Origin of the sequence: Rhodococcus sp. HNM0569 (genome assembly GCF_012726205.1) — a bacterium.
Classification (GTDB): Bacteria; Actinomycetota; Actinomycetes; order Mycobacteriales; family Mycobacteriaceae; genus Rhodococcus_F.
Genome location: NZ_JAASAE010000014.1, coordinates 14,428 through 35,291, shown reverse-complemented (window position 1 = coordinate 35,291; position 20,864 = coordinate 14,428). Strand labels below are relative to the sequence as shown.

General features: G+C 68.5%; 18 protein-coding genes. 8 read left to right on the top strand and 10 right to left on the bottom strand.

Annotation, left to right across the window (positions count from 1 at the left end; genetic code table 11):
* Positions 1 to 4 precede the first annotated feature (4 nt).
* Positions 5 to 1,516 carry a CCA tRNA nucleotidyltransferase gene (locus HCA44_RS17125; protein WP_346764770.1) on the bottom strand — a complete coding sequence of 504 codons (1,512 nt, stop codon included), beginning with the start codon at positions 1,514 to 1,516 and terminating at the stop codon, positions 5 to 7.
* A gap of 100 nt (positions 1,517 to 1,616) precedes the next feature.
* Between HCA44_RS17125 and HCA44_RS17120 the strand changes: the two genes are divergently transcribed.
* From HCA44_RS17120 to HCA44_RS17085, 8 genes are all read left to right on the top strand, one after another.
* Entirely contained in the window at positions 1,617 to 2,207 is a 591-nt protein-coding gene (locus HCA44_RS17120; RefSeq protein ID WP_169650534.1) for an NUDIX hydrolase, read from the top strand.
* Positions 2,204 to 4,567, top strand: coding sequence for a DUF6049 family protein (locus tag HCA44_RS17115; RefSeq protein WP_169650533.1), 2,364 nt, complete (start codon positions 2,204 to 2,206; stop codon positions 4,565 to 4,567). The genes HCA44_RS17120 and HCA44_RS17115 overlap by 4 nt, the downstream gene beginning before the upstream one ends.
* 260 nt (positions 4,568 to 4,827) lie before the next feature.
* Positions 4,828 to 8,952, top strand: a complete 4,125-nt coding sequence (murJ, locus tag HCA44_RS17110) for a murein biosynthesis integral membrane protein MurJ (RefSeq protein WP_169650532.1) — start codon at positions 4,828 to 4,830, stop codon at positions 8,950 to 8,952.
* 36 nt (positions 8,953 to 8,988) lie between these two features.
* Positions 8,989 to 9,567: an RNA polymerase sigma factor SigM gene (sigM, locus tag HCA44_RS17105; RefSeq protein ID WP_169650531.1), complete on the top strand. Its 579-nt coding sequence runs from the start codon at positions 8,989 to 8,991 to the stop codon at positions 9,565 to 9,567.
* Positions 9,568 to 9,634: 67 nt separating this feature from the next.
* Positions 9,635 to 10,372 (top strand): hypothetical protein, encoded by a 738-nt coding sequence (locus HCA44_RS17100; protein WP_169650530.1) that lies wholly within the window; start codon positions 9,635 to 9,637, stop codon positions 10,370 to 10,372.
* A gap of 155 nt (positions 10,373 to 10,527) precedes the next feature.
* A complete protein-coding gene (gene trxB, locus HCA44_RS17095) occupies positions 10,528 to 11,526 on the top strand; it encodes a thioredoxin-disulfide reductase (protein WP_169650529.1) in 999 nt (332 codons plus the stop codon).
* A gap of 58 nt (positions 11,527 to 11,584) precedes the next feature.
* Positions 11,585 to 11,908 carry a thioredoxin gene (gene trxA / locus HCA44_RS17090; protein ID WP_169650528.1) on the top strand — a complete coding sequence of 108 codons (324 nt, stop codon included), beginning with the start codon at positions 11,585 to 11,587 and terminating at the stop codon, positions 11,906 to 11,908.
* Positions 11,909 to 12,099: 191 nt separating this feature from the next.
* Positions 12,100 to 13,311, top strand: coding sequence for an N-acetylmuramoyl-L-alanine amidase (locus HCA44_RS17085; protein WP_169650527.1), 1,212 nt, complete (start codon positions 12,100 to 12,102; stop codon positions 13,309 to 13,311).
* Here the strand turns inward: HCA44_RS17085 and HCA44_RS17080 are convergent.
* The 9 genes from HCA44_RS17080 to rpmH form a co-directional block, all read right to left on the bottom strand.
* Positions 13,279 to 14,034: a GNAT family N-acetyltransferase gene (locus HCA44_RS17080; RefSeq protein ID WP_169650526.1), complete on the bottom strand. Its 756-nt coding sequence runs from the start codon at positions 14,032 to 14,034 to the stop codon at positions 13,279 to 13,281. The two genes, HCA44_RS17085 and HCA44_RS17080, sit on opposite strands and share 33 nt — an antisense overlap.
* Before the next feature lie 169 nt (positions 14,035 to 14,203).
* Positions 14,204 to 15,355, bottom strand: a complete 1,152-nt coding sequence (locus tag HCA44_RS17075; RefSeq protein ID WP_169650525.1) for a ParB/RepB/Spo0J family partition protein — start codon at positions 15,353 to 15,355, stop codon at positions 14,204 to 14,206.
* Positions 15,352 to 16,425: a ParA family protein gene (locus HCA44_RS17070; protein WP_169650524.1), complete on the bottom strand. Its 1,074-nt coding sequence runs from the start codon at positions 16,423 to 16,425 to the stop codon at positions 15,352 to 15,354. The genes HCA44_RS17075 and HCA44_RS17070 overlap by 4 nt, the downstream gene beginning before the upstream one ends.
* Positions 16,426 to 16,481: 56 nt before the next feature.
* On the bottom strand, positions 16,482 to 17,165 hold the full coding sequence (rsmG, locus tag HCA44_RS17065) for a 16S rRNA (guanine(527)-N(7))-methyltransferase RsmG (RefSeq protein WP_169650593.1): 684 nt from the start codon (positions 17,163 to 17,165) through the stop codon (positions 16,482 to 16,484).
* 516 nt (positions 17,166 to 17,681) lie between these two features.
* The gene (locus tag HCA44_RS17060) at positions 17,682 to 18,287 is read right to left on the bottom strand and encodes a R3H domain-containing nucleic acid-binding protein (protein ID WP_169650523.1); all 606 of its coding nucleotides are present in this window, start codon (positions 18,285 to 18,287) and stop codon (positions 17,682 to 17,684) included.
* A gap of 55 nt (positions 18,288 to 18,342) precedes the next feature.
* The gene (gene yidC / locus HCA44_RS17055) at positions 18,343 to 19,494 is read right to left on the bottom strand and encodes a membrane protein insertase YidC (protein WP_169650522.1); all 1,152 of its coding nucleotides are present in this window, start codon (positions 19,492 to 19,494) and stop codon (positions 18,343 to 18,345) included.
* A gap of 93 nt (positions 19,495 to 19,587) precedes the next feature.
* Positions 19,588 to 19,899 (bottom strand): membrane protein insertion efficiency factor YidD, encoded by a 312-nt coding sequence (yidD, locus tag HCA44_RS17050; protein ID WP_169650521.1) that lies wholly within the window; start codon positions 19,897 to 19,899, stop codon positions 19,588 to 19,590.
* Positions 19,896 to 20,264: a ribonuclease P protein component gene (rnpA, locus tag HCA44_RS17045; protein WP_169650520.1), complete on the bottom strand. Its 369-nt coding sequence runs from the start codon at positions 20,262 to 20,264 to the stop codon at positions 19,896 to 19,898. The genes yidD and rnpA overlap by 4 nt, the downstream gene beginning before the upstream one ends.
* Positions 20,265 to 20,285: 21 nt before the next feature.
* Positions 20,286 to 20,429, bottom strand: coding sequence for a 50S ribosomal protein L34 (rpmH, locus tag HCA44_RS17040; protein ID WP_077116220.1), 144 nt, complete (start codon positions 20,427 to 20,429; stop codon positions 20,286 to 20,288).
* Positions 20,430 to 20,864: the final 435 nt, after the last annotated feature.

The following is a 20,864-nucleotide window of genomic DNA, read 5'->3' as shown; positions in this document are numbered from 1 at the left end:
CGGGTCACTGCTGCCCGGCCCACCACTTCTCGAGCTCGGCGACGGCCTCGTCGTGGCTCAGCGGACCGCGGTCGAGTCGCAACTCCTTGAGGAACTGCCATGCGCGCCCCACGTCCGGACCGGGGCGCAACCCGAGGATCTTCATGATCTCGTTGCCGTCGAGATCCGGGCGCACCCGCGCGAGGTCTTCCTGCTCGGCGAGCCGCGCGATACGCGCCTCGATGTCGTCGTAGGTGGCCTGCAGCGCGGCGGCGCGGCGCTTGTTGCGGGTCGTGCAGTCGGCGCGCACGAGCTTGTGCAGCCGCGGTAGCAGCGGACCCGCGTCGGTGACGTACCGGCGTACCGCCGAATCGGTCCACTGCCCCTTGCCGTAGCCGTGGAACCGCAGGTGCAGGAACACCAGCTGCGACACGTCGTCGATCATGTGCTTCGAATACTTGAGCGCGCGCATGCGTCTACGGGTCATCTTGGCGCCGACGACCTCGTGATGGTGGAAGCTGACGCCGCCACCCGGCTCGTTGCGCTTGGTGTCGGGCTTACCGATGTCGTGCAGCAGCGCGGCCCAGCGGAGCACGAGGTCGGGATCGCCGTCCTCGAGGTCGATCGCCTGGCTGAGCACCGTGAGCGAATGCCGATACACGTCCTTGTGCTGGTGGTGCTCGTCGATCTCGAGCTTCATCGCGGGGATCTCGGGGATGACGTACTCGGCGAGCCCGGTGTCGACCATGACGTCGATGCCGTCGAGCGGGAACTCGCCGAGGATCAGCTTGTCGAGTTCGGTGCGCACCCGTTCGGCGGTGATGCGCGTGATCTGCGACGCCATGTCGACGATCGCGTCGTGCACCCGCGGAGCGAGTGTGAAGCCGAGTTGCGACACGAAACGCGCGGCCCGCAGCATCCGCAGCGGGTCGTCGGCGAACGACTCCTGCGGCGTCGCGGGAGTGTCGAGGAGGCCGGCGAGCAAGTCGTCCATGCCCCCGAGCGGGTCGGTGAACTCCTGCAGCCCGTCGGCTCCGAGCCGCACCGCCATCGCGTTGACGCGGAAGTCTCGGCGCACCAGATCGTCCTCGAGCGACTCGCCGAACTGCACGATCGGATTGCGCGAGACCCGGTCGTACGCGTCGGCACGGAAGGTCGTGATCTCGATCAGGTGCTCGACCGGCGCGTGCCCGTCGTCGCCGCCCGTGCGCTTCGCCGCGCTCACGGTGCCGAACTCGATACCCGTGTCCCATTGCGTGTCGACCCAGCCGCGCAGCAGCTTCTGCACCTCGGCGGGCCGCGCGTCGGTGGTGAAGTCGAGATCGTTGCCGAGCCGGCCGAGCACCGCGTCGCGTACGCTGCCGCCGACGAGGTACAGCTCGTGTCCGGCAGCCGCGAACCGGTCGGCGAGCGGGGCGAGGACGTCGGACAGACCGGTGAGCGTGGCCGCTGCCCCCGCGAGCAGACGTTGCCTGCGCTCGCCGGATTCCGTGTGGTCCGGGCGCTGGGTGTCGTCGCGTTCGATCGGGGCACTCACACGACCGAAGCTTACCGGCGGCCCGAACCGCCCCGTGACGCCTCCGGCCGGGCTGCGTCGGTGACGGAAGTCGCGTCCGGTGGCAACTAGTATCGATGAGGTGTCACCCGCCGATCGCGCCAATCGCAGCCGCAGCTCCTCGCGGCGGCGCGGCTCGGGCGGCAAACCAGCAGGTCCGCGTATGCGCACGGTACGCGAGACGTCCGCAGGCGGCCTGGTCGTGAGCGGATTGGGCGGTCCCCGCGAGCAGCAGTGCGCCGCGCTCATCGGCCGCACCGATCGCCGCGGCAGGCTGCTGTGGTCGCTGCCGAAGGGGCACATCGAGCAGGGCGAGACGGCCGAGCAGACCGCAGTCCGCGAGGTTCACGAGGAGACCGGCATCCAGGGCACGGTCCTCGCGTCCCTCGGAAGCATCGACTACTGGTTCGTCACCGAGGGCAGACGCATCCACAAGACCGTCCACCACTACCTGTTGCGCTTCCTCGGCGGCGAGCTGTCCGACGAGGACGTCGAGGTCACCGAGGTCGCGTGGGTGCCCCTGCACGAGCTGGGCTCGCGCCTCGCGTACGCCGACGAACGACGGCTCGCGCGGGTCGCCGACGAGCTGATCGAGCAGATGGACCGTGACCGCGCGGGCGGCTCGAACGGAACGCGGCCGAACACACCGGACCCGGGCACCAGCGTCGGATGAGCCCGGCACGTCACAGGGTGCGCGCCGTGCTGGCCAGCGTCGTCACCCTCCTCCTGGTGGGTATCGGCGTCGCCGCGCACCCCGCACACGCCGCGCCCGCACACGCCGCCCCCGAGTCGCCCGGTACCGGCGCGACCGACGAACCGCGATTTCTGCGCCTCGACATCGAGTCCGTCACGCCGGAAACCGTCACGACCGCGAGCCCCGGCACCGTCACCGTCGAAGGCAGCGTCCGTAACATCGGCGACCGCGCGGTCAGCGACGTCAGCGTGCGACTCCAACGCGCGCCCGCGGTCACGTCGAGCCCGCAGTTGCGCACCGCACTGAGCCTCGACCAGTCGAACTTCGACACCGTCGGCACCTTCGAGACGGTGTCCGACGAGCTCGGACGCGGCGAGAGCGCGCCGTTCCGGCTGTCGCTGCCGCTCACGTCGGACACCGATCTCTCGCTCGACATCACCGACCCCGGTGTCTACCCGATGCTCGTCAACGTCAACGGCACGCCCGACTACGGCGGTGCCGCACGACTCGACGAGGCGCGCTTCCTGCTGCCGGTCACCAGCCTGCCCGGCGACGGGGCGAAGCAAGCCGACACGTCGTCACCGGTCGGGATGACGGTCGTGTGGCCGTTCGCCGACGAGCCCAAGCGCGCCGCGGGCATGCCCGGCTCACCCACCGAACCGACCCGGCTCGTCGACGACACCCTCGCGACGTCACTCGCCGACGGCGGCCGGCTCGACGGGCTCCTCGCGGCCGTCGAAGAACAGACCCGCGAGAACCAGGACCGCACGCACGCGCTCCGCAGCAGCATGTGCCTTGCGGTCGACCCGGACCTGCTCGGCACGGTCGAGGACATGACGCGCGGCTATCTCGTGGTCGACGACGTCGCGGACCCGTCGGGGGCGGCCCACGACGGCACCGGACGCGATGCCGCGACCGAGTGGCTCACGCGATTGCGCGAGCTCGCTGCGTCGATGTGCGTCACCTCCCTGCCGTTCGCACAGGTCGACCTGCGTGCGGTGGGCGCGGTCGGCGACCCCCAGGTCACGGCCGCCGCCGTCGACACGCCCGCCGACACGATCGACCGTGTGCTCGGCGTGACGTCCGTGCGCGACCTCGTCTGGCCGGACGCCGGTGCCCTGACTCCCGCTGCCGCGCAGGTCGCGCGGGGGAGCAGCACGCGCGTCGCACTCGTCGCCGCCAACACGGTCGAGGGCGCGGGCGACGAACGGGCGTCCGGAATCGGCCATCGCGTACGCGTCGGCCTGCCCGACCCACCGATCTCGGACGACCGTGCGGGCGCACTCGACGCCGTGCTGTTCGATCCGTCGGTGTCGGCGGCGCTCGCCGGGGTCGGCGAGACACCGCAGACCCCGTCGTTCGTGCCGAAGTCGGCGCGCTACGCGCTGTCCGACGACTCGCGCACCGCGCGCCTGCAGGACGCATTCGGTGCCGTCGCGTGGTCGGCGCTCACCCCACCGTCCGAGGGTCTCGCGAACCGGTCGTCGCTCGTCGTACCGCCGCAACTGTGGACGGCGGGCCCGAAGGAGTCGTCCGCCCTGCTCGCCACGATCGGCGACCTGCTGCGCACCGGGCTCGCGACGCCGCGGCCGCTGTCCGACGTCCTGTCCTCCGCACCGGTCGGCTCGGCCGAACTCGCCGCACCCGAACAGGTCGTCGTCGACGGTGTGCCCGAACACGTGCGCGCCGCCGCGGCCGACCAGTTGCCGCGCATCGACGACCTCACCGACGCGCTGGTGCTCGACCCCCAAGCCCAGCTCACGCCTGCCCTGTTCACCAGCCCGCTGCGGGGCGACCTGCTGCGGGCGATGTCGCTCGCACACCGCCGTGACGACCGCGCCGCCCACGCCGACGACGCGTCGACCACGCGCGTCAACCAGGTCGCGGCAGGTCTCGACCGGCTGTGGGGAGCAGTCACCGTCGTGTCGCCCGGCGGTGTGTACACATTGACGTCGGAGCAGAGCCCGTTGCTGCTGGTCGCGCGCAACGAGCTGCCGATCGGCATCACCGTCCAATTGCACGTCCAGGCCCCCGACGAGATGAAGATCACCGACATCGGGCCGACCCAACTGCCGCCACGGGGCAGCCGCACTCTCACTGTCCCCACCGAGATCGACGACTCGCGCAAGCTCGTCGTGCAGTTTTCGCTGACCAGCATGGACGGACGCCAGTTCGGCGAGCCCACGAGTGTGACCGTGCGATCGAACGCATACGGCCAGGCCCTCGCAGTCCTCACGGGCTGTGCGGGAGCACTCCTTTTGTTCCTTGCCGGTCGACGTCTGTGGCATCGTTTCCGGGGCCAGCCAGACCCGGCCGACGAAGGGTACGAACGGACATGAACGGGAACACGCCCGAGCGCGGACGGCGCGTTCCCGACGCACGCCTGCCACCCGGGCAGCATGCCCGATCGGGCCCCGACCAGCGTCCCGCCGACCCGGTCCGCCCACCTCGCCAGGGCCCGCCGCCGGGCCGGCGCGATCCTCGGCAAGCGCAACGCAGGCAGCCACCCCCGCCCCCTCGCCGTGAACCGCCGCGTCACGAACAGCCGGGTCACCCACAGCCGCGTCACCAGCCACAGTCCCCGGACCGAACCCAGCAGATGGCGCCGCCGCCGCGCCTCGATCCGGGCCCCCCGCAGCCCACGCACGCGCCGCGGGAGGCACGCTCGGGCGAACGCCTCGCGCCGTGGGACCGCGGTTACCGCTATCCCGAACTGCGCTGGGACGAAGCGCCCACGATCCAGTTCCCCGCGATCCGCATCGACCGGGACACCCCCGACCTCCCACCGGTCCCGGATTACGCCGCCCACGAGCCGCAGGACGACGCCCCCGACGAACCGGACCGGCCCAACTCGCGCCTGCTCGCCTCCACCGGGTCGATCGCGATCGCGACGCTGATCAGCCGCATCACCGGCTTCGCGAAGCAGCTGCTGCTGCTCACGACGCTCGGCGCCGCAGTGGCCAGCTCGTTCACCGTCGCGTCGCAGATCCCCACGATGATCTCCGAGTTCGTGCTCGGCGCCGTGCTCACAGCGATCGTCGTCCCCGTGCTGGTCCGCGCCGAACGCGAGGACGAGGACAAGGGAGCGGCCTTCGTCCGAAGACTGTTCACCGCGAGCCTGTGTCTGCTGGGCGGGGCCGCGTTGCTCGCGACGGCCGCCGCGCCGCTGCTCGTCAGGTTCTTCCTGCCGAGCGACGGCGAGGTCAACGTCGCGCTGTCCACGGCGCTCGCGTATCTCCTGCTGCCCGCGATCGTGTTCTACGGCATGACCGCGCTGCTCACCGCGATCCTCAACACTCGCCAGGTGTTCCGGCCCGGCGCGTGGGCGCCGGTGCTCAACAACGTCACGGTGCTCGTCGTCCTCGCCCTGTTCTGGCTCACGCCCGGCGAGATCAGCCTCGACCCGGTGAGCATGGGCAATCCGAAACTGCTGCTACTGGGTCTCGGTGTCACGGCGGGCGTCGTGGTGCAGGTGCTCAGCCTCGTTCCCGCCATCCGCCGCCAGGGCATCTCGCTCAAGCCGCTGTGGGGTCTCGACTCGCGGCTCAAGCAGTTCGGCGGAATGGCCGTCGCGATCGTGCTGTACGTCGCGATCAGCCAGGTCGGCATGATCATCGCGACGCGCGTGTCGGCAGGCGCCGATCCCGCGGGTCCTGCGATCTACACCAATGCGTGGCTGCTGCTGCAGCTGCCCTACGGCGTCCTCGGCGTCACGGTGCTCACCGCGATCATGCCGCGGCTCAGTCGCAACGCCGCGGCGGAGGACACGCCTGCCGTCGTCGACGACCTCTCGGTCGCGACCCGGCTGACGATGATCGCGCTCGTCCCGATCGTCACGTTCCTGACTTTCGCAGGCCCCCAGGTCGGCGAAGCACTGTACGGCTACGGCAACTTCGGCACCGACGACGCGAGCAGGCTCGGCCAGGCAGTCAGCTGGTCGGCGTTCACGCTCATCCCGTATGCCCTCGTGTTGATCCACCTGCGCGTGTTCTACGCGCGCGAACAGGCGTGGACGCCCACGTGGATCGTCCTCGGCATCACGTCGGTCAAGATCGTGCTCTCGCTGCTCGTGCCGTACGTCGTCGCCGACTCCGAGCATGTCGTCGTGGGCCTCGGCGCCGCCAACGGACTCGGCTATCTCGTGGGCGCGTTCATCGGCGGCTGGCTCCTGCACCGCAGTCTCGGCGACCTGAAGATGGCGAATGTCGGCCGCACCGTGTGGATCGTCGTCATGGCGTCCGCGGTGGGTGCCGCGCTCACGCTCGGCGCCGACCGGCTCGTCGGCATGGATCGACTCAGCAGCGGCTTCGGCGGGCTCGGCTCGATGGTGCGCGTCGGGATCAGCGGAGTCCTGATGCTGCTGGTCACCTTTGCCATACTGTGGTTCGCGAAGATCCCCGAGGTCGTCGCGATCACGGTGGCCGTGTCCCGCAGGATCCGGCGCCTGCGCGGGCTGCCCGTCGACGCGGCGCCCACGCCCGAACGGGAGGCGTTCCGGCCCGACCCGGTCACGGACGCCGAGACCGTGATGATGCCGGCGATCCGTGTCGGCGTGCGGCACGACGACGCAGGTCCTCGGCTCCCGTACGCTGGACGCGGGCACGTCGGATCGGGGACCGGTCGGAGCCGCGCATTCGAGGGTGAAGGAGTGAGGGTGAGCGACGACGACGTTACCGGCGCGACCGGCGCCGGCCGGGCCATGGTCGATGCGTCCGAACGTGATTCGCAGAACGCGCAGCCGGACGCGCCCAAGACGATGCGTATGCCTCAACCTCCCGGCAAGTCCGCCCCGCCGCGTGCGGGAGGCGAGCGTCCCGGCGCGGCCGAGACGCCTGCCACCGACCCCGTTCCCACCGATGCTGCTGCCGACGGCCCGGGGTCGACGACGGCACCGGGCTCGTCGCTGTCCGGAGTCACGCCGGGTGCCGAGGCGCCCGCGGGTCCCGAGGCCGCCGGCGCGGACGCCACCGGCCCCGATGCCCCTGCCGACCCCGAGACCCCTGCCGGCCCCGACACCTCCGACGCGGCGGTGCGCAGCGAAGCCCCCGGAGCCGGTCCCGCGGATGGCACTTCCGACCGCGACCAGTCCCCGGCCCGTGGTGGCGACCAACCGGCACCCACCCAGGCGGGCCCGTCGGTCGCGCCTGCCACCGCACCCGTGCCGCCCGCCGCCGCATCGGGTCGCGGCACACCCCGCGGCCCCAAGCTCATCCCCGGCGCATCCGTCGCAGGCGGCCGCTACCGCCTGCTCACCCCGCACGGCGGCGCCCGCGGCCTCCAGTTCTGGCAGGCGCTCGACGTCAAGCTCGACCGCGAGGTCGCGCTCACCTTCGTCGATGCCGACCAGCGGGCAGTGTCGACGGGACCCGAAGGCCCGCAAGCGATCCTGTCCCGCACCCTGCGGCTCGGCCGGATCAACTCGCCAGGTCTCGCGCGCGTTCTCGACGTCGTACGCGGCAGCTCGGGTGGCATCGTCGTCGCCGAGTGGACACCCGGACGCTCGCTGCGCGAGATGGCCGCCACCACACCGTCACCCATCGGCGCGGCCCGCGCGATCCGTACTCTCGCCGCCGCCGCCGAGACGGCGCACCGCGCGGGTGGCGCACTGTCCATCGACCACCCGGACCGCGTGCGCATCAGCATCAACGGCGACGCCGTGCTCGCCTTCCCCGGCACACTCGCGGACGCCGACTCGGCAACGGATGTGCACGGACTCGGCGCGATGCTCTACGCCCTCATCACCGCACGCTGGCCGCTCAGCGACCCGAACGGAGCCGCAGGCCGCGGACCTGCGACCGTCGGCGGTCTGCGACCGGCCGAACTCGACTCCACCGGCCTGCCGCTCGCACCGCGCGCCGTGCGCCCCGAGGTGCCCTTCGACATCTCCGCCGTCGCGGTGCGTTCGCTCGAGCCGAATGGTGGAATCCGCACCGCGGCAACGGTTCAGCACATTCTCGATCAGGCGACCGTCGTCAACGACAAGACCGAGCTCATTCCTGCGCTCCGGCTCGGACAACGGAGCGTCGATCCCGAACATTCGCTGTCGGACCCGGAAGCGCTTGCCGCGGAGAAGAAGAAGTCGAACCGGATGCTGATCGCCCTCGCGGGTCTCGGCGTCGTCACGATCGTCGTGCTCGCACTGCTCGGCTTCTGGCTCGCCAACTTCCTCACCGGATCGAATTCGGATGCGCCACTGTCCCAATCGGACATCGGCCTCACCTCCGAGCCTGCCGCTCCCAGTGCCGAGGCACCCACGTCCGCACCTCCGGCAACGCCTGCTGCGGGTACCCCGGTCACCCCGAGGTCGGCCACCGTGTTCTCGCCGCAGGGCACACCCGACGGCGCCGCCAACGCCCGGCTCGCGATCGACGGCGACCCTGCCACGCTGTGGAGCACCGACGCGTACTACCAACCGTTCCCGGCGCTCAAGAACGGCGTCGGCCTGATGGTGACGCTGCCCGAATCGGTTCCGTTGTCGAAGGTGAGCATCACGTCGCCCACTCCGGGGACAGAGGTCGAAATCCGTTCCGCCACTTCGACGAACGCACCTCTCGGCCAGACGCAGGTGATCGGAACCGCCAACCTGCGCGACGGCGTCACCGAGGTACCCGTCACGAACGACGCACCCACGCAGAACGTCCTCGTGTGGATCACCGGCCTCGGTTCGTCGGGCGGACAGAACCAGTCCAAGATCGCCGAGATCGCGATCGAGTCCGCGTCCTGACCCGGTGAACGCCCGCTCGTGCGTTAGCATCCGCGCGTGCGGATCCTGAGGGGGGAGGACGGCGACGGGCCGTCCGACATCGAGTTGCTCGACGCGCACGTCGCGGGCGATCCACACGCGTTCGCCGCGCTGTTCGACCGCCACCGCCACCATCTGTGGCATGTCGCTCTTCGCACGTGCCGCAACGAGGAGGACGCCGCCGACGGACTGCAGGAAGCGCTCCTGTCGGCGCATCGCTCCGCGGGTTCGTTCCGGCGAGACGCGGCCGTCCGCAGCTGGCTCCACGCGATCGTGGTCAACTCGTGCCTCGACCGCATCCGGCGCAATCGCACCAGGCCGTCGTCGCCGCTCGGCGACGACGAGTACACGATCCCGGCGCCCCGCGACGAGATGTCGTCGGCCGAACTGCGGCTCGAGCTCACCCGCGCCCTCGCGCTGCTTCCCGACGAGCAGCGCGCCGCCGTCGTCGCGATCGACGTCGAGGGGTACTCGGTCTCCGCGGCCGCCGACAAACTGGGCATCGCGCAGGGCACCGTCAAGAGCCGCTGCGCCCGCGGACGCCGCAAGCTCGCCGATGCGCTCGGTTACTTGCGCGACGAGGGGAACCGATCGTGACCCGCGAGCGTCGAACTGTAGTAGGGGCCGCCACCAGCACCGGTACGCGAGCGAAGGGGGTACGACGATGAACGGCGAGAGACCGTCCGACGACCTCGTGGCCGAGTACCACGCCGGCGCCCTGGACGACGCCGAGGCGCGGCGCGTCCACGCACTGATCGAGGTCGACCCAGACGCGCAGCGCACCCTCGCGGGGCTCGACGCGCTCACGCTCGACCTGCACGGACTGCGCGATGCGGACGCGACGATGCCGGCCGAAGTCGCCGCCCGCATACACGAGGCCCTTGCGGCTGCGCCGCCCCTGGACGGTCCCGTGGCTGCACCGGCTCTCGATGCGCCCGAACCTGGGCGTACCGCCGTGCCGTCGCTCGATGCGGCCCGTAGGCGGCGACGCGTCGCATGGGCGTCCGGTGGTGTCGCGGCCGCAGCAGCCGTCGCAGCAGCCGTGTTCCTGCCCACTCTGGGCGGGCCCGGTCCTGGCCCCACCACGCCGCCCGTCGCCGCGCCGCCGAGCCCCGCTCTCGACCTGGGCGCCGACGCCCAGCCCGGCCGCATCATGTCGCTGCTCGGTTCCGACGATCCCGGCGTCCTCGCCGACGCCGAACGGCTCGCGGGTTGCCTGTCCGCCAACGGCATCGACCCCGATGCCACGCTCCTCGGCTCGCGTCAGGTCACGATCGACGGAGTCCCCGCGACGCTGTTACTCCTGCCTGGCTCCGAGCCGCCCGCGATCACCGCGCTCGCAGTGGGGGAGTCGTGCGCGGCCGGCGAGCCCGACCTCGTCGCGCGCCGGGAGATCGGCTGAACCAGGCCGGTCCGCCGGTCGGTCGGCAGGCGAGCGCGGGAACAACAGCCATTAGTCTGGTGTTGACCATGGCGAATCGCGGGCCGTGCGCGGCCTGCGCTGTGCCGTCCGACGGGCGGCGACGCGATCGACGGCAATACGACTGGAAGGCTCGCATGACCACTCCATCGACGATTCACGACCTCATCATCGTCGGTTCGGGCCCTGCCGGGTACACCGCTGGTGTGTACGCCGCCCGTGCCGAGCTGAAGCCGCTGCTCTTCGAGGGCACGCAGTTCGGTGGCTCGCTCATGACGACCACCGAGGTCGAAAACTTCCCCGGTTTCCGCGAAGGCATCATGGGACCGGATCTGATGGACGAGATGCGCGAGCAGGCGAAGCGCTTCGGCGCCGACATCCGCACCGAGGACGTCGAGGAACTCGACCTGTCCGGCGCGGTCAAGAGGGTCGTCGCGGGCGGCGAGACGTACTACTCGGACGCCGTCGTCCTCGCGATGGGGTCGGAGCCCCGGTACCTCGGCATCCCGGGCGAGGAGACTCTCCTCGGCCGCGGTGTGAGCGCATGTGCCACGTGCGACGGCTTCTTCTTCAAGGACCAGGACATCGCCGTCATCGGCGGCGGCGACTCGGCGATGGAAGAAGCGACCTTCCTCACCAAGTTCGCACGCAGTGTCACCATCGTGCACCGTCGCGACGAGTTCCGCGCGTCGCGCATCATGCTCGACCGCGCGAAGTCGAACGACAAGATCCGCATCCTGACCAACAGCCAGCCGCTGAAGGTCCTCGGCGAGACGGCGATGACGGGCCTCGTGGTGCGCGACACGGTCACCGGCGAGGAGACCACGCTCGACGTCACCGGAATGTTCGTGGCTATCGGCCACGACCCGCGCAGCGAGCTCGTGCGCGGCCAGGTCGAGCTCGACGACGACGGTTACGTGCTGGTCCAGGCGCCGACCACGGCCACATCCCTCCCCGGTGTGTTCGCTGCAGGCGACCTCGTCGACCACCGGTACCGCCAGGCGATCACCGCCGCGGGCACCGGCTGTTCGTCCGCGATCGACGCCGAGCGGTGGCTCGCCGAGAAGGGCGACATCACCGCCAACACGCTCGCGGCCGCAGGCGAGCCGGTCGACAGCACGCCTGTCCAGGCCTGACTGCCAGCACGCCTGTCCAGGCCTGACGCGTTCCTTCACCCAGCCGAACGGAGAACCAGTGTCCAATACCGTCAAGATCACCGACGACTCGTTCAAGCAGGACGTCCTCGAGAGCGACAAGCCCGTGCTCGTCGACTTCTGGGCGACGTGGTGCGGGCCGTGCAAGATGATCGCTCCGGTCCTCGAGGAGATCGCGGGGGAGCACGGCGACAAGCTCACGATCGCGAAGCTCGACATCGACGAGAACCCGGCAACGGCGCGCGACTTCCAGGTCATGTCGATCCCCACGTTGATCCTGTTCAAGGACGGGAAGCCGCTCACCACGATCGTGGGAACGAAGGGCAAGGCGGCGCTGCTGAAGGACCTCGAGCCCGTCCTCTGACGGCACCCGGAATGTGATCCGGCGGTGACCGCAGAATTCCCCAAAATGCTCATGCTCTGACACAATCGGTCGATGTGCTTCGACGCTGTCGTGGCACGTCGACCGATTGTTCGTAGGGGCCCAACCGCTGTCCAGGGCACCGGAACAGCCTCGACACGCACGCACTCCCCACACGTGGAAGGCCGCACAGTATGCACCGACTCCGTCACGGCGATCACGGACCAGCGGTCGCCGAGATCCGGAGTACCCTCGCCGCGCTCGGCTTCCTCCGCTCCGACAACGCGGCCCGCGCCGCGCAGGGCTCCGAGATCCACGTGACCGCCGATCTGGTGGGGTCTGCACTCACCGACGCGTCCTTCGACGCCGCACTCGACCGCGCGGTGCGCGCGTTCCAGCAGCAGCGCGGCCTGCTCGTCGACGGCATCGTCGGTCCCGCCACCTACCGCGCGATGAAGGAAGCGTCGTACCGGCTGGGTGCACGCACACTCATCTATCAGCTCTCCGCCCCGCTGTACGGCGACGACGTCGCGTCGCTGCAGACTCGGCTCCAGGACCTCGGCTTCTACCTCGGTCGCGTCGACGGATTCTTCGGGGCCCGCACGCACGAGTCCCTCACCTCGTTCCAGCGGGAGACGGGCATCGCGGCCGACGGGATCTGCGGGCCGGGCACGCTGCGCGCGCTCGAACTGCTCGGCACCCGCGTCACCGGCGGCTCACCGCACGCGATCAGCGAGGAAGAGCTCGTCCGGCGCTCGGGCCCACAGCTGAGCGGCAAACGCATCGTCATCGACCCCGGCCTCGGTGGCGGCAACACCGGCACGGCCGTCATGACGGACGCGGGCACCCTCACCGAAGCCGACATCCTGTGGGATCTCGCGTCGCGGCTCGAGGGGCGGATGGCGGCCACCGGTATGGAGACGTTCCTGTCGCGTCCCGCGCACGAGGCACCGTCCGACGCCGAGCGGGCGGCCCGCGCGAACGCCTTCGACGCCGACCTCATGATCTCGCTGCGCTGCGACACCAACTCGAGCCCGTCGGCGAGTGGCGTCGCGTGCTTCCACTTCGGCAACTCGCACGGCTCGTCCTCGACCATCGGCAAGGTCCTCAGCGGTCTCATCCAGCGCGAGATCGTCGCCCGCACGGCGCTACTCGACTGTCGCACGCACGGGCGCACGTGGGATCTGTTGCGCCTCACCGACATGCCGACGGTGCAGATCGACCTCGGGTATCTCACCAACGGCTCGGACGTCGCCGTGCTGAGCAACCCGCGCTCGCGCGACGTCATCGCCGAGGCGATCCTCGTATCGGTCAAGCGGCTCTATCTTCTCGGCCAAGACGACGCCCCAACGGGCACGTTCTCGTTCGCCGAACTACTCGCGCAGGAACTTTCCCCCGCCGACTGACCGCGCCGCCCGGACGTGGTGTGCGCCGAGTGAACCGGCACCCACCCGCTCACGTTCGAGAGCAAACGACACCGCCGCTTCGTGCAGCAGCTGATCGAGTGCGGACTCGACGTCTTCCTTCCACTCGTGGCCGCCGTCGAGTTCGAGCCGGAATCTGGGGAACCGGTCGTGCGGCGCAACGAGATCGAACCCGAACCGTTCGAGGAACGACGCATCGATCATGCAGTCGTCGTGGCCGCAGTCCGCGGATCCACGCGGGCCTCGGATGAGTGGGTCGGGGGAGCCGGTCGCGGCACCGTCCGTTCTGATGCCGAACGCCTCGAGCGCGCGCACTCCACGTCGGACCAGATCGCGCACGACGGCACGCACGAGGTCCGTGCCGAGATCGAACTCGGTGGCGATGGGTTCCAGTCGGAGGCTCGTCAACAGCACTGCGTCGGCACCGGCAGGTGACGTCGGGAAGGTCGATGCGCGCGGCACCGACCGGGGCGGTGCGTACAGCGCGCTGCCGGCTGGCTTGCCGCCGATCGTTGCCGTCTGCCCGCACGTGCCCCACTCGAGCATCACCATCGACAGCCAGGCTTCCTTCTCGAACTCTCGGTCGCAGAAGCCTTTCGCGTCGTCGAGGGTCGACGGATCCATCTCCCAGAAAACGCACCGCCGGACGTGCGGCGGAAGATCGTCGATCCCCGAGAGGGTGAGAGGTGAGATGTGAACCGACACCGCTAGAGACACCACTTTCCGGTCTCGCCACGCGTCGCCGCGCGACGGGACACCTCGCGAAGCCGCCCGTCACAGTGACGTTTCGACCGCGACTGATCGATCACGATCTCGCAAGCCCTCGAGGACACCGGAAGGCTGTTCGGTGACATCTGAAAGCTGCTCGGGGACGTCAGGATTCCGATTTCTGGGACTCCATCATCGCGACGATGCGCTGGAGATCGTCGACCGAGCCGAACTCGACGACGATCTTGCCCTTCTTCTTTCCGAGGCTGACGGTGACCCGGGTGTCGAACGAATCCGACAGCCGCTCCGCGACATCCTGCAGCCCCGGCATCTGGATGGGCCGACGACGCTGCGGCGGTGGGGTAGCGCCGTTCTCGCCTCGGTTCGCGAGCGTGACCGCTTCCTCGGTCGCGCGCACGGACAATCCCTCGGCGACGATGCGCGCCGCAAGCGCCTCCTGTGCATCCGCCCCGCCGTCCATGGACAGCAATGCCCGCGCGTGTCCGGCCGACAGAACACCAGCCGCGACGCGGCGCTGAACGGGAACCGGCAGCTTGAGCAAGCGGATCATGTTGGTGACGACCGGCCGCGAGCGTCCGAGCCGCGCCGCGAGTTCCTCGTGGGTGACCTCGAACTCTTCGAGCAACTGCTGGTACGCGGCGGCTTCTTCGAGCGGATTCAGCTGGACACGGTGAATGTTCTCGAGCAGGGCGTCGCGCAGCATCGTGTCGTCCTGCGCCTCACGCACGATCGCGGGGATCGCCTCGAGACCGGCTTCCTGACTGGCACGCCAGCGCCGCTCACCCATGATGAGTTCGTAACGGCCGTCCTTGGCGGGTCGCACCACGATCGGCTGCATGAGCCCGAACTCACGGATCGAGTGGACCAGTTCGGCGAGCGCTTCTTCGTCGAAGACCTGACGGGGCTGTTTCGGATTGCGGTCGATCAGGTCGGGGGCGATCTCCCGATACACCGCACCCCCCGGCGACGCGAGTTCCGGCTCCGACTTCGCACTCGAGTCCGACGACTCTCCCGGCTCCGACGAGTCCTTCGAGGCAGGGGGAGTGCCGGTCTCCGACGGCGCGTCCGACGGCTTCGTCGGCGCATCGGATTCGGCGTTCTGCGCGGCTCCCTTGTCCGGCGCTTCGTCGATGTTTCCCGTGAAACCATCGGGAGCCGGCAGCGTCACCGTCGACGACCGGTCTGCTCCGATCACGACATCGGCTGCCGCATTCCCCAGCCCGGGGCTTTGAGCCGGCCCCGTCGGGATGAGTGCGGCGAGACCACGTCCCAATCCACCTCTACGCGTCTGACTCATCGCTCTTGCTCCTGCTTCGTGATGGCCCGGGCAGCGAGTTCGCGGCCGGCGTCGAGATAACTCATGGCACCCCGTGATCCGGGGTCGTAATCGAGAACCGTCATCCCGTAGCCCGGCGCCTCGGACACCTTGACGCTGCGGGGGATGACCGAGCGGAGAACAGCGTTGCCGAAGTGGCTTCGTACCTCTTCGGCGACCTGGTCCGCGAGCTTCGTGCGACCGTCGTACATCGTCAGCAGCACGGTGGACACGTGCAGTTCGGGATTCAGATGGGCTTGCACGAGCTCGATGTTGCGCAGCAGCTGCCCGACACCTTCGAGCGCGTAGTACTCGCACTGAATCGGGATGACCACTTCCTTCGCCGCAACCAACGCGTTGACGGTGAGCAGACCGAGCGACGGCGGGCAGTCGATCAGTACGTAGTCCGCATCGATGTCCGCAAGCTTCTCTTCGCTGAGAGCATTCTTGAGCCGCCCCTCGCGTGCCACCATCGAGACCAGTTCGATCTCGGCGCCCGCGAGGTCGATGGTCGCCGGGATGCAGTACAGCCGGTCGTTGTGCGGGCTCTTCTGCACAGCCTCCGCGGCGGTCACCTCACCCAGCAAGAGTTCGTAACTCGACGGAGTACCCGAGTTGTGTGCGACGCCGAGCGCCGTACTCGCGTTTCCCTGCGGATCGAGATCGACGACGAGGACCGTGAGGCCCTGAACCGCGAGTGCCGACGCAAGGTTGACAGCTGTCGTGGTCTTGCCGACGCCACCCTTCTGATTCGCGATGGTGAGGACCCGGCGGTGCGCCGGCCTCGGCAGGGTCACCGATTCAGGGTTCATGATCTGGCTCGCACGATGTGCGGCCACGGCGATCGGGGTGTCGGGGCTGAGCTCTGCGTACGGCGCCGTGAAGTCGTCATCGAAGTCACGCTCGACATCGGTGCCGGCATTCGAAGCCTCTGCGTTCGATGTCTGCACGTTCGATGTCTGCACGTTCGATGTGGAGTCCACCCCCGGGACCGATTCCTCGATACGAGTCTCTGTTTCACGTGAAACGGCGGAATCAGGTCCACTCGACATTGGTCACTCCTTTGATCGACAAACGCTCGCTTCTGACTGTCGCGAATTGCACCGAATTACCGACCGTGTCTGAGTCGGCGTTTCGGCAACCGCTCCGCTCGAACGACGACCGTGGGAACGGGAAGGATCCCGGCTCCGCACTGAACGACATCCACCTCGCCCGCACCGAGTTTGGTCAGAGCGTCGCGGTCGCGAGCAACTTCTTCCGAAGCACTCGATCCCTTCAGCGCTAGCATTCTCCCATGCTCATGCACGAGAGGCAGGGACCACTTGGCGAGTTTGTGCAATGGGGCCACCGCACGTGATGTGACGACATCCGCACCACCGGCTTCCTTGATCACGCCGGACTCCTCGGCGCGACCGCGCACCACGAGAACATGGTCGAGGCCGTTGGATTCCACGAACTCGGCGAGATAGACGGACCTCCGCAAAAGGGGTTCGACAAGAGTGATCGCAAGATCGGGACGTGCAATCGCGAGTGGGATGCCGGGGAGGCCCGCCCCGCTTCCCACGTCGACAACCGACTCACCCTCCTCGATCAACTCCCCGACGACGGCGCAGTTGAGAAGATGCCGCTCCCACAGCCGAGGGACTTCACGGGGACCGATGAGTCCGCGCTCCACACCGGTCGACGCGAGTGAATCGTGATATCGCTGCGCGATCTCGAAACGCTCACCGAAAACGGATCGCGCCGCCTCGACGGCATCCCAATCCGGCGTGTGTGGTTCCACGTGAAACATCCTCCGAAGCTCTTCGTGCGGCCCGACAGCTTTCACTTCCGGGATCACGGTTCACACTATCGGTCCACACCTCCACAAGAGTCGCGCGACCGCGTGTGTCCGTTCACCCTCCGGAAATCAGTCTTAGACGAGCCGTCACAGTGACAAAACGGCCGAGGGTCCCTGGATGGGGAGATCACGACACCGAGATTCCGATTTCGCCGACGACTCGACCGATAATGCAGTCGTGGCGAGCCCGGTGGGAGACTCCCGAATAGGAAACTTCTCCCGTGGCGAACCCACGCGATGATTCACTCGCTTCGCACGTCGACCACCGAGCCGGAGCGTGACCCGAGCCGGCGCGCACCGAAGTGAAGAAGAATAAGCACCAACGGAATCTCACGATGGCACCGCACAGGGGAGTGGCGGCCCGTTTCACGTGAAACCCGCCGTGCGCCGACACACACGTTTCACGTGAAACTCGCACACGAAAAATGCCCCCGACGATTCGTCGGGGGCATTCTCGATCCGCGGCTGCTATTGCTTGACGACGACGACGCGTCGACTCGGCTCGGCGCCTTCGCTCTCGCTCGTGACGCCCGCGACCGCCGCGACCGCGTCGTGCACGATCTTGCGCTCGAACGGGGACATCGGACGCAGGCTGACCCGCTCCCCGGTCTCGGCAACCTGATTGGCAGTGTCGGTGCCGAGACGCGTCAACTCGGCGCGCAGCCCGGCGCGCCACCCCGCGATGTCGAGCATCAGGCGACTGCGTTCGCCGGTGGACTGCTGGACCGCGAGCCGCGTGAGCTCTTGCAGCGCGTCCAGCACCTCACCCTTGCGGCCGACGAGCTTCGTCAGGTCGTCGCCGCCGTCGATACTCACCACCGCGCGGTCGCCCTCGACATCGAGGTCGATGTCGCCGTCGAAGTCCAGGATGTCGAGCAGTTGCTCGAGGTAGTCGCCCGCGATCTCGCCCTCTTCCACAAGATCGTCGTCGTCGAAATCCGCATCCGACGCCGCGCGGTCGTTCTCGGCCGCCTCGGCCTTCTTGCCGGTCGACACAGCGGAGCCGCTGTCGACTGCGGTATCGGTATCGACGGCAGCATCCGTGTTCACTGCGGTGTCAGCCTCACTGGCCATCTCGTTCACTTCTCCTGTGGGATCTGATCGGGATCAAGATCAACGGCGGCAGAGATCAACGCCGCTTGCGCTTGTTCGACTTGTTGCGGCCTGCCTGGGGCCGGTTCTGCCCGGACTTGCTCTTCGGCGCGGACTTCTTCGCGGCCGTGTTCGCGGGCTTCTGCTTCGGCTGTGGGGCCTGGCTCGAGGACGTGTCCGATGCCGCCTCGGCAGCATCCGCCCCCGCCGGCGACTCGTCCGCGGAGGCAGGCTCGTCGGCAGACGTCTCTGCTGCCGGTGCCGCCTTCTTCTTCTTGGCGTCCGGGCGCGCACCGGGCTTCGGCGCGTTGGCGGTCCGTCGTTCCAGGGCGGCGGCCTTCTTCTCCGCTTCTTCGCGGTCGATCCGACCGAACACGAGATGTTGCTGGCCGTACGTCCACACGTTGTTACTCACCCAGTAGAGCAGGATCGCGATGGGCAGGAACGGACCACCGACGAGGACACCGAGCGGGAAGACGTAGAGCGCGAGCTTGTTCATGATCGCGGACTGCGGGTTCGCGGCGGCTTCGGGGCTCTGTCGCGCGACGGACGCACGCGAGTTGAAGTGCGTCGCGACGCTCGCAATGAGCATCAGCGGGATCGACACCGCGATGATCGCGATCTTCGACACCTCGCCACCGAAAGGCTCGAATGCCTGCAGCACGTTGTCGGGCGCGGTGATGTACGCCGAGATAGGGGCGCCGAACAGACGCGCCGACAGGAACGACTGGACGTCGTCGACCCCGAAGAAGTAGTTCGCGGTGTTCGCATTCTCTTCCGGCGTCATGCCGAGCTGACCGATTCCCGTGCCGGTGCGATTGAACGACCGCAACACATGGAACAGGCCGATGAACACAGGCGCCTGCAACAGCACCGGGAGGCAACCCATGAGCGGGTTGAAGCCGTGTTCCTTCTGAAGTTTCTGCATCTCGAGCGCCTGACGCTGACGGTCGCTCGAGTACTTCTTCTGCAGAGCCTTGATCTGCGGCTGCAGTTCCTGCATCTGGCGCGTCGTGCGCACCTGCTTGACGAACGGCTTGTAGAGGATCAGGCGCAGGGTGAACACGAGGAACACCACCGAGAGCGCCCACGTGATGCCGTTGTCCGGGCCGAGGAACGGTATGGCACCGAATACCTTGTGCCACACCCACAGCACCCCGGAGACGGGGTAGTAAATGAAATCGAGCACGGCTCTATGTACTCCTCTGTTCGTCTGCCTTCAGGATCACGGCGTACTCGAGGACTGCGGAAGACTCGAGGACTGTGGGACGGCGATGGAGACTCACGAGTCACCTCGGTTCCGCCATGCCTTCGCGGGAGGAACCGGATCCCAGCCTCCACGGTGCCAGGGCCCGCACTTGAGCAGGCGGATCGTGGCAAGCACGAGCCCCTTCACGGCGCCGTGCGTGCGGAGGGCTTCGACGGCGTACTCGCTGCACGTGGGCGTGAAGCGGCAGGTCGGCATGCGCAGGGGAGACACGTAGTTCCGGTACAGCTCGATACAGAAGACGAGCGAACGCGCAGGCCACGACCCGACCGACCGGAGCGACGACCGCGACGGCTTCGAGGGTGCGGGTTCGAGCTCGATGCTCATGCTGTTCCTACGAGGAGCCCCAGTCGGCCGAGATTGGCACGGAGCTGGCGCTCGAGTTCGGCGCTGGTGGCGTCGCCTGCGCCGGGCAGCGCACGGATGACTACGTCGGTATTTCCGGGAACGGTGTCGACGAGGCCGAGGCAGATATGACGAAGCCGGCGGGCGACTCTGTGTCGAATCACCGCCGGCCCGACAGCCTTGCTCACGACCAGTCCGAATCGCGGACCACCATGTCTCACCAGATCGCCCGTGTCGTCGCGGTCAAGCACGTGGACGACCACGTTGCGCCGTCCGCTGCGCTTACCCCGACGCACCGTGTCGGAAAAATCCGAGTGACGGCGCAGACGATTCTGCTCAGGCAACACCCCGAGCTCCCGAATCGATGATCAGGCGGTGAGAGACGCGCGGCCCTTACGGCGACGCGACGAAACGATCGCGCGACCGGCGCGCGTCCGCATACGAAGGCGGAAGCCGTGAACCCGCGCGCGGCGTCGGTTGTTCGGCTGGAACGTCCGCTTGCCCTTGGCCACGGTCAACACTCCTCGAAATTCGCACGGCACCGGTCGGTACCGCGATGCTTTTCACGTCGCCCGCCGTGCGGCGGGACAGATTTCCGGGATCACCCTGGAGATCCAGGCCGGACCATGACCGAGGAACGGTCATCATTGTGGCCGACATGCGCTGTCGTCGTGCCCAGCGCATACCCGCCACCGCACTACAGGGTGACTAGTAGAGACTACTGAGCGCGGGCCGCGAAATCAAACCGCGCGACCCCGGCCCACCTGGGCACACGCCTCGAGCCTCACCTGGGCACGTACCGTCGGGCCGCCTCGGACACATGTTCCTAAAATTGCTGCGCGAAACCGATGTGACGCACCCGACCCTGCTGCTAACGTCCCAGCATGGCCGAGCGTGGTTCATCCACAACCAGCACGACGCGTCCTCGCATGCGCGTGTGTCGGCTG

Coding starts and splice junctions, on each gene's coding strand:
- HCA44_RS17070 (WP_169650524.1), bottom strand. CDS start 16,425: ATGTCGAGTGGACCTGATTCCGCCGTTTCACGTGAAACAGAGACTCGT.
- HCA44_RS17060 (WP_169650523.1), bottom strand. CDS start 18,287: ATGGCCAGTGAGGCTGACACCGCAGTGAACACGGATGCTGCCGTCGAT.
- murJ (WP_169650532.1), top strand. CDS start 4,828: ATGGCGCCGCCGCCGCGCCTCGATCCGGGCCCCCCGCAGCCCACGCAC.
- yidD (WP_169650521.1), bottom strand. CDS start 19,899: ATGAGCATCGAGCTCGAACCCGCACCCTCGAAGCCGTCGCGGTCGTCG.
- rsmG (WP_169650593.1), bottom strand. CDS start 17,165: ATGTTTCACGTGGAACCACACACGCCGGATTGGGATGCCGTCGAGGCG.
- HCA44_RS17100 (WP_169650530.1), top strand. CDS start 9,635: ATGAACGGCGAGAGACCGTCCGACGACCTCGTGGCCGAGTACCACGCC.
- HCA44_RS17085 (WP_169650527.1), top strand. CDS start 12,100: ATGCACCGACTCCGTCACGGCGATCACGGACCAGCGGTCGCCGAGATC.
- trxB (WP_169650529.1), top strand. CDS start 10,528: ATGACCACTCCATCGACGATTCACGACCTCATCATCGTCGGTTCGGGC.
- HCA44_RS17075 (WP_169650525.1), bottom strand. CDS start 15,355: ATGAGTCAGACGCGTAGAGGTGGATTGGGACGTGGTCTCGCCGCACTC.
- HCA44_RS17115 (WP_169650533.1), top strand. CDS start 2,204: ATGAGCCCGGCACGTCACAGGGTGCGCGCCGTGCTGGCCAGCGTCGTC.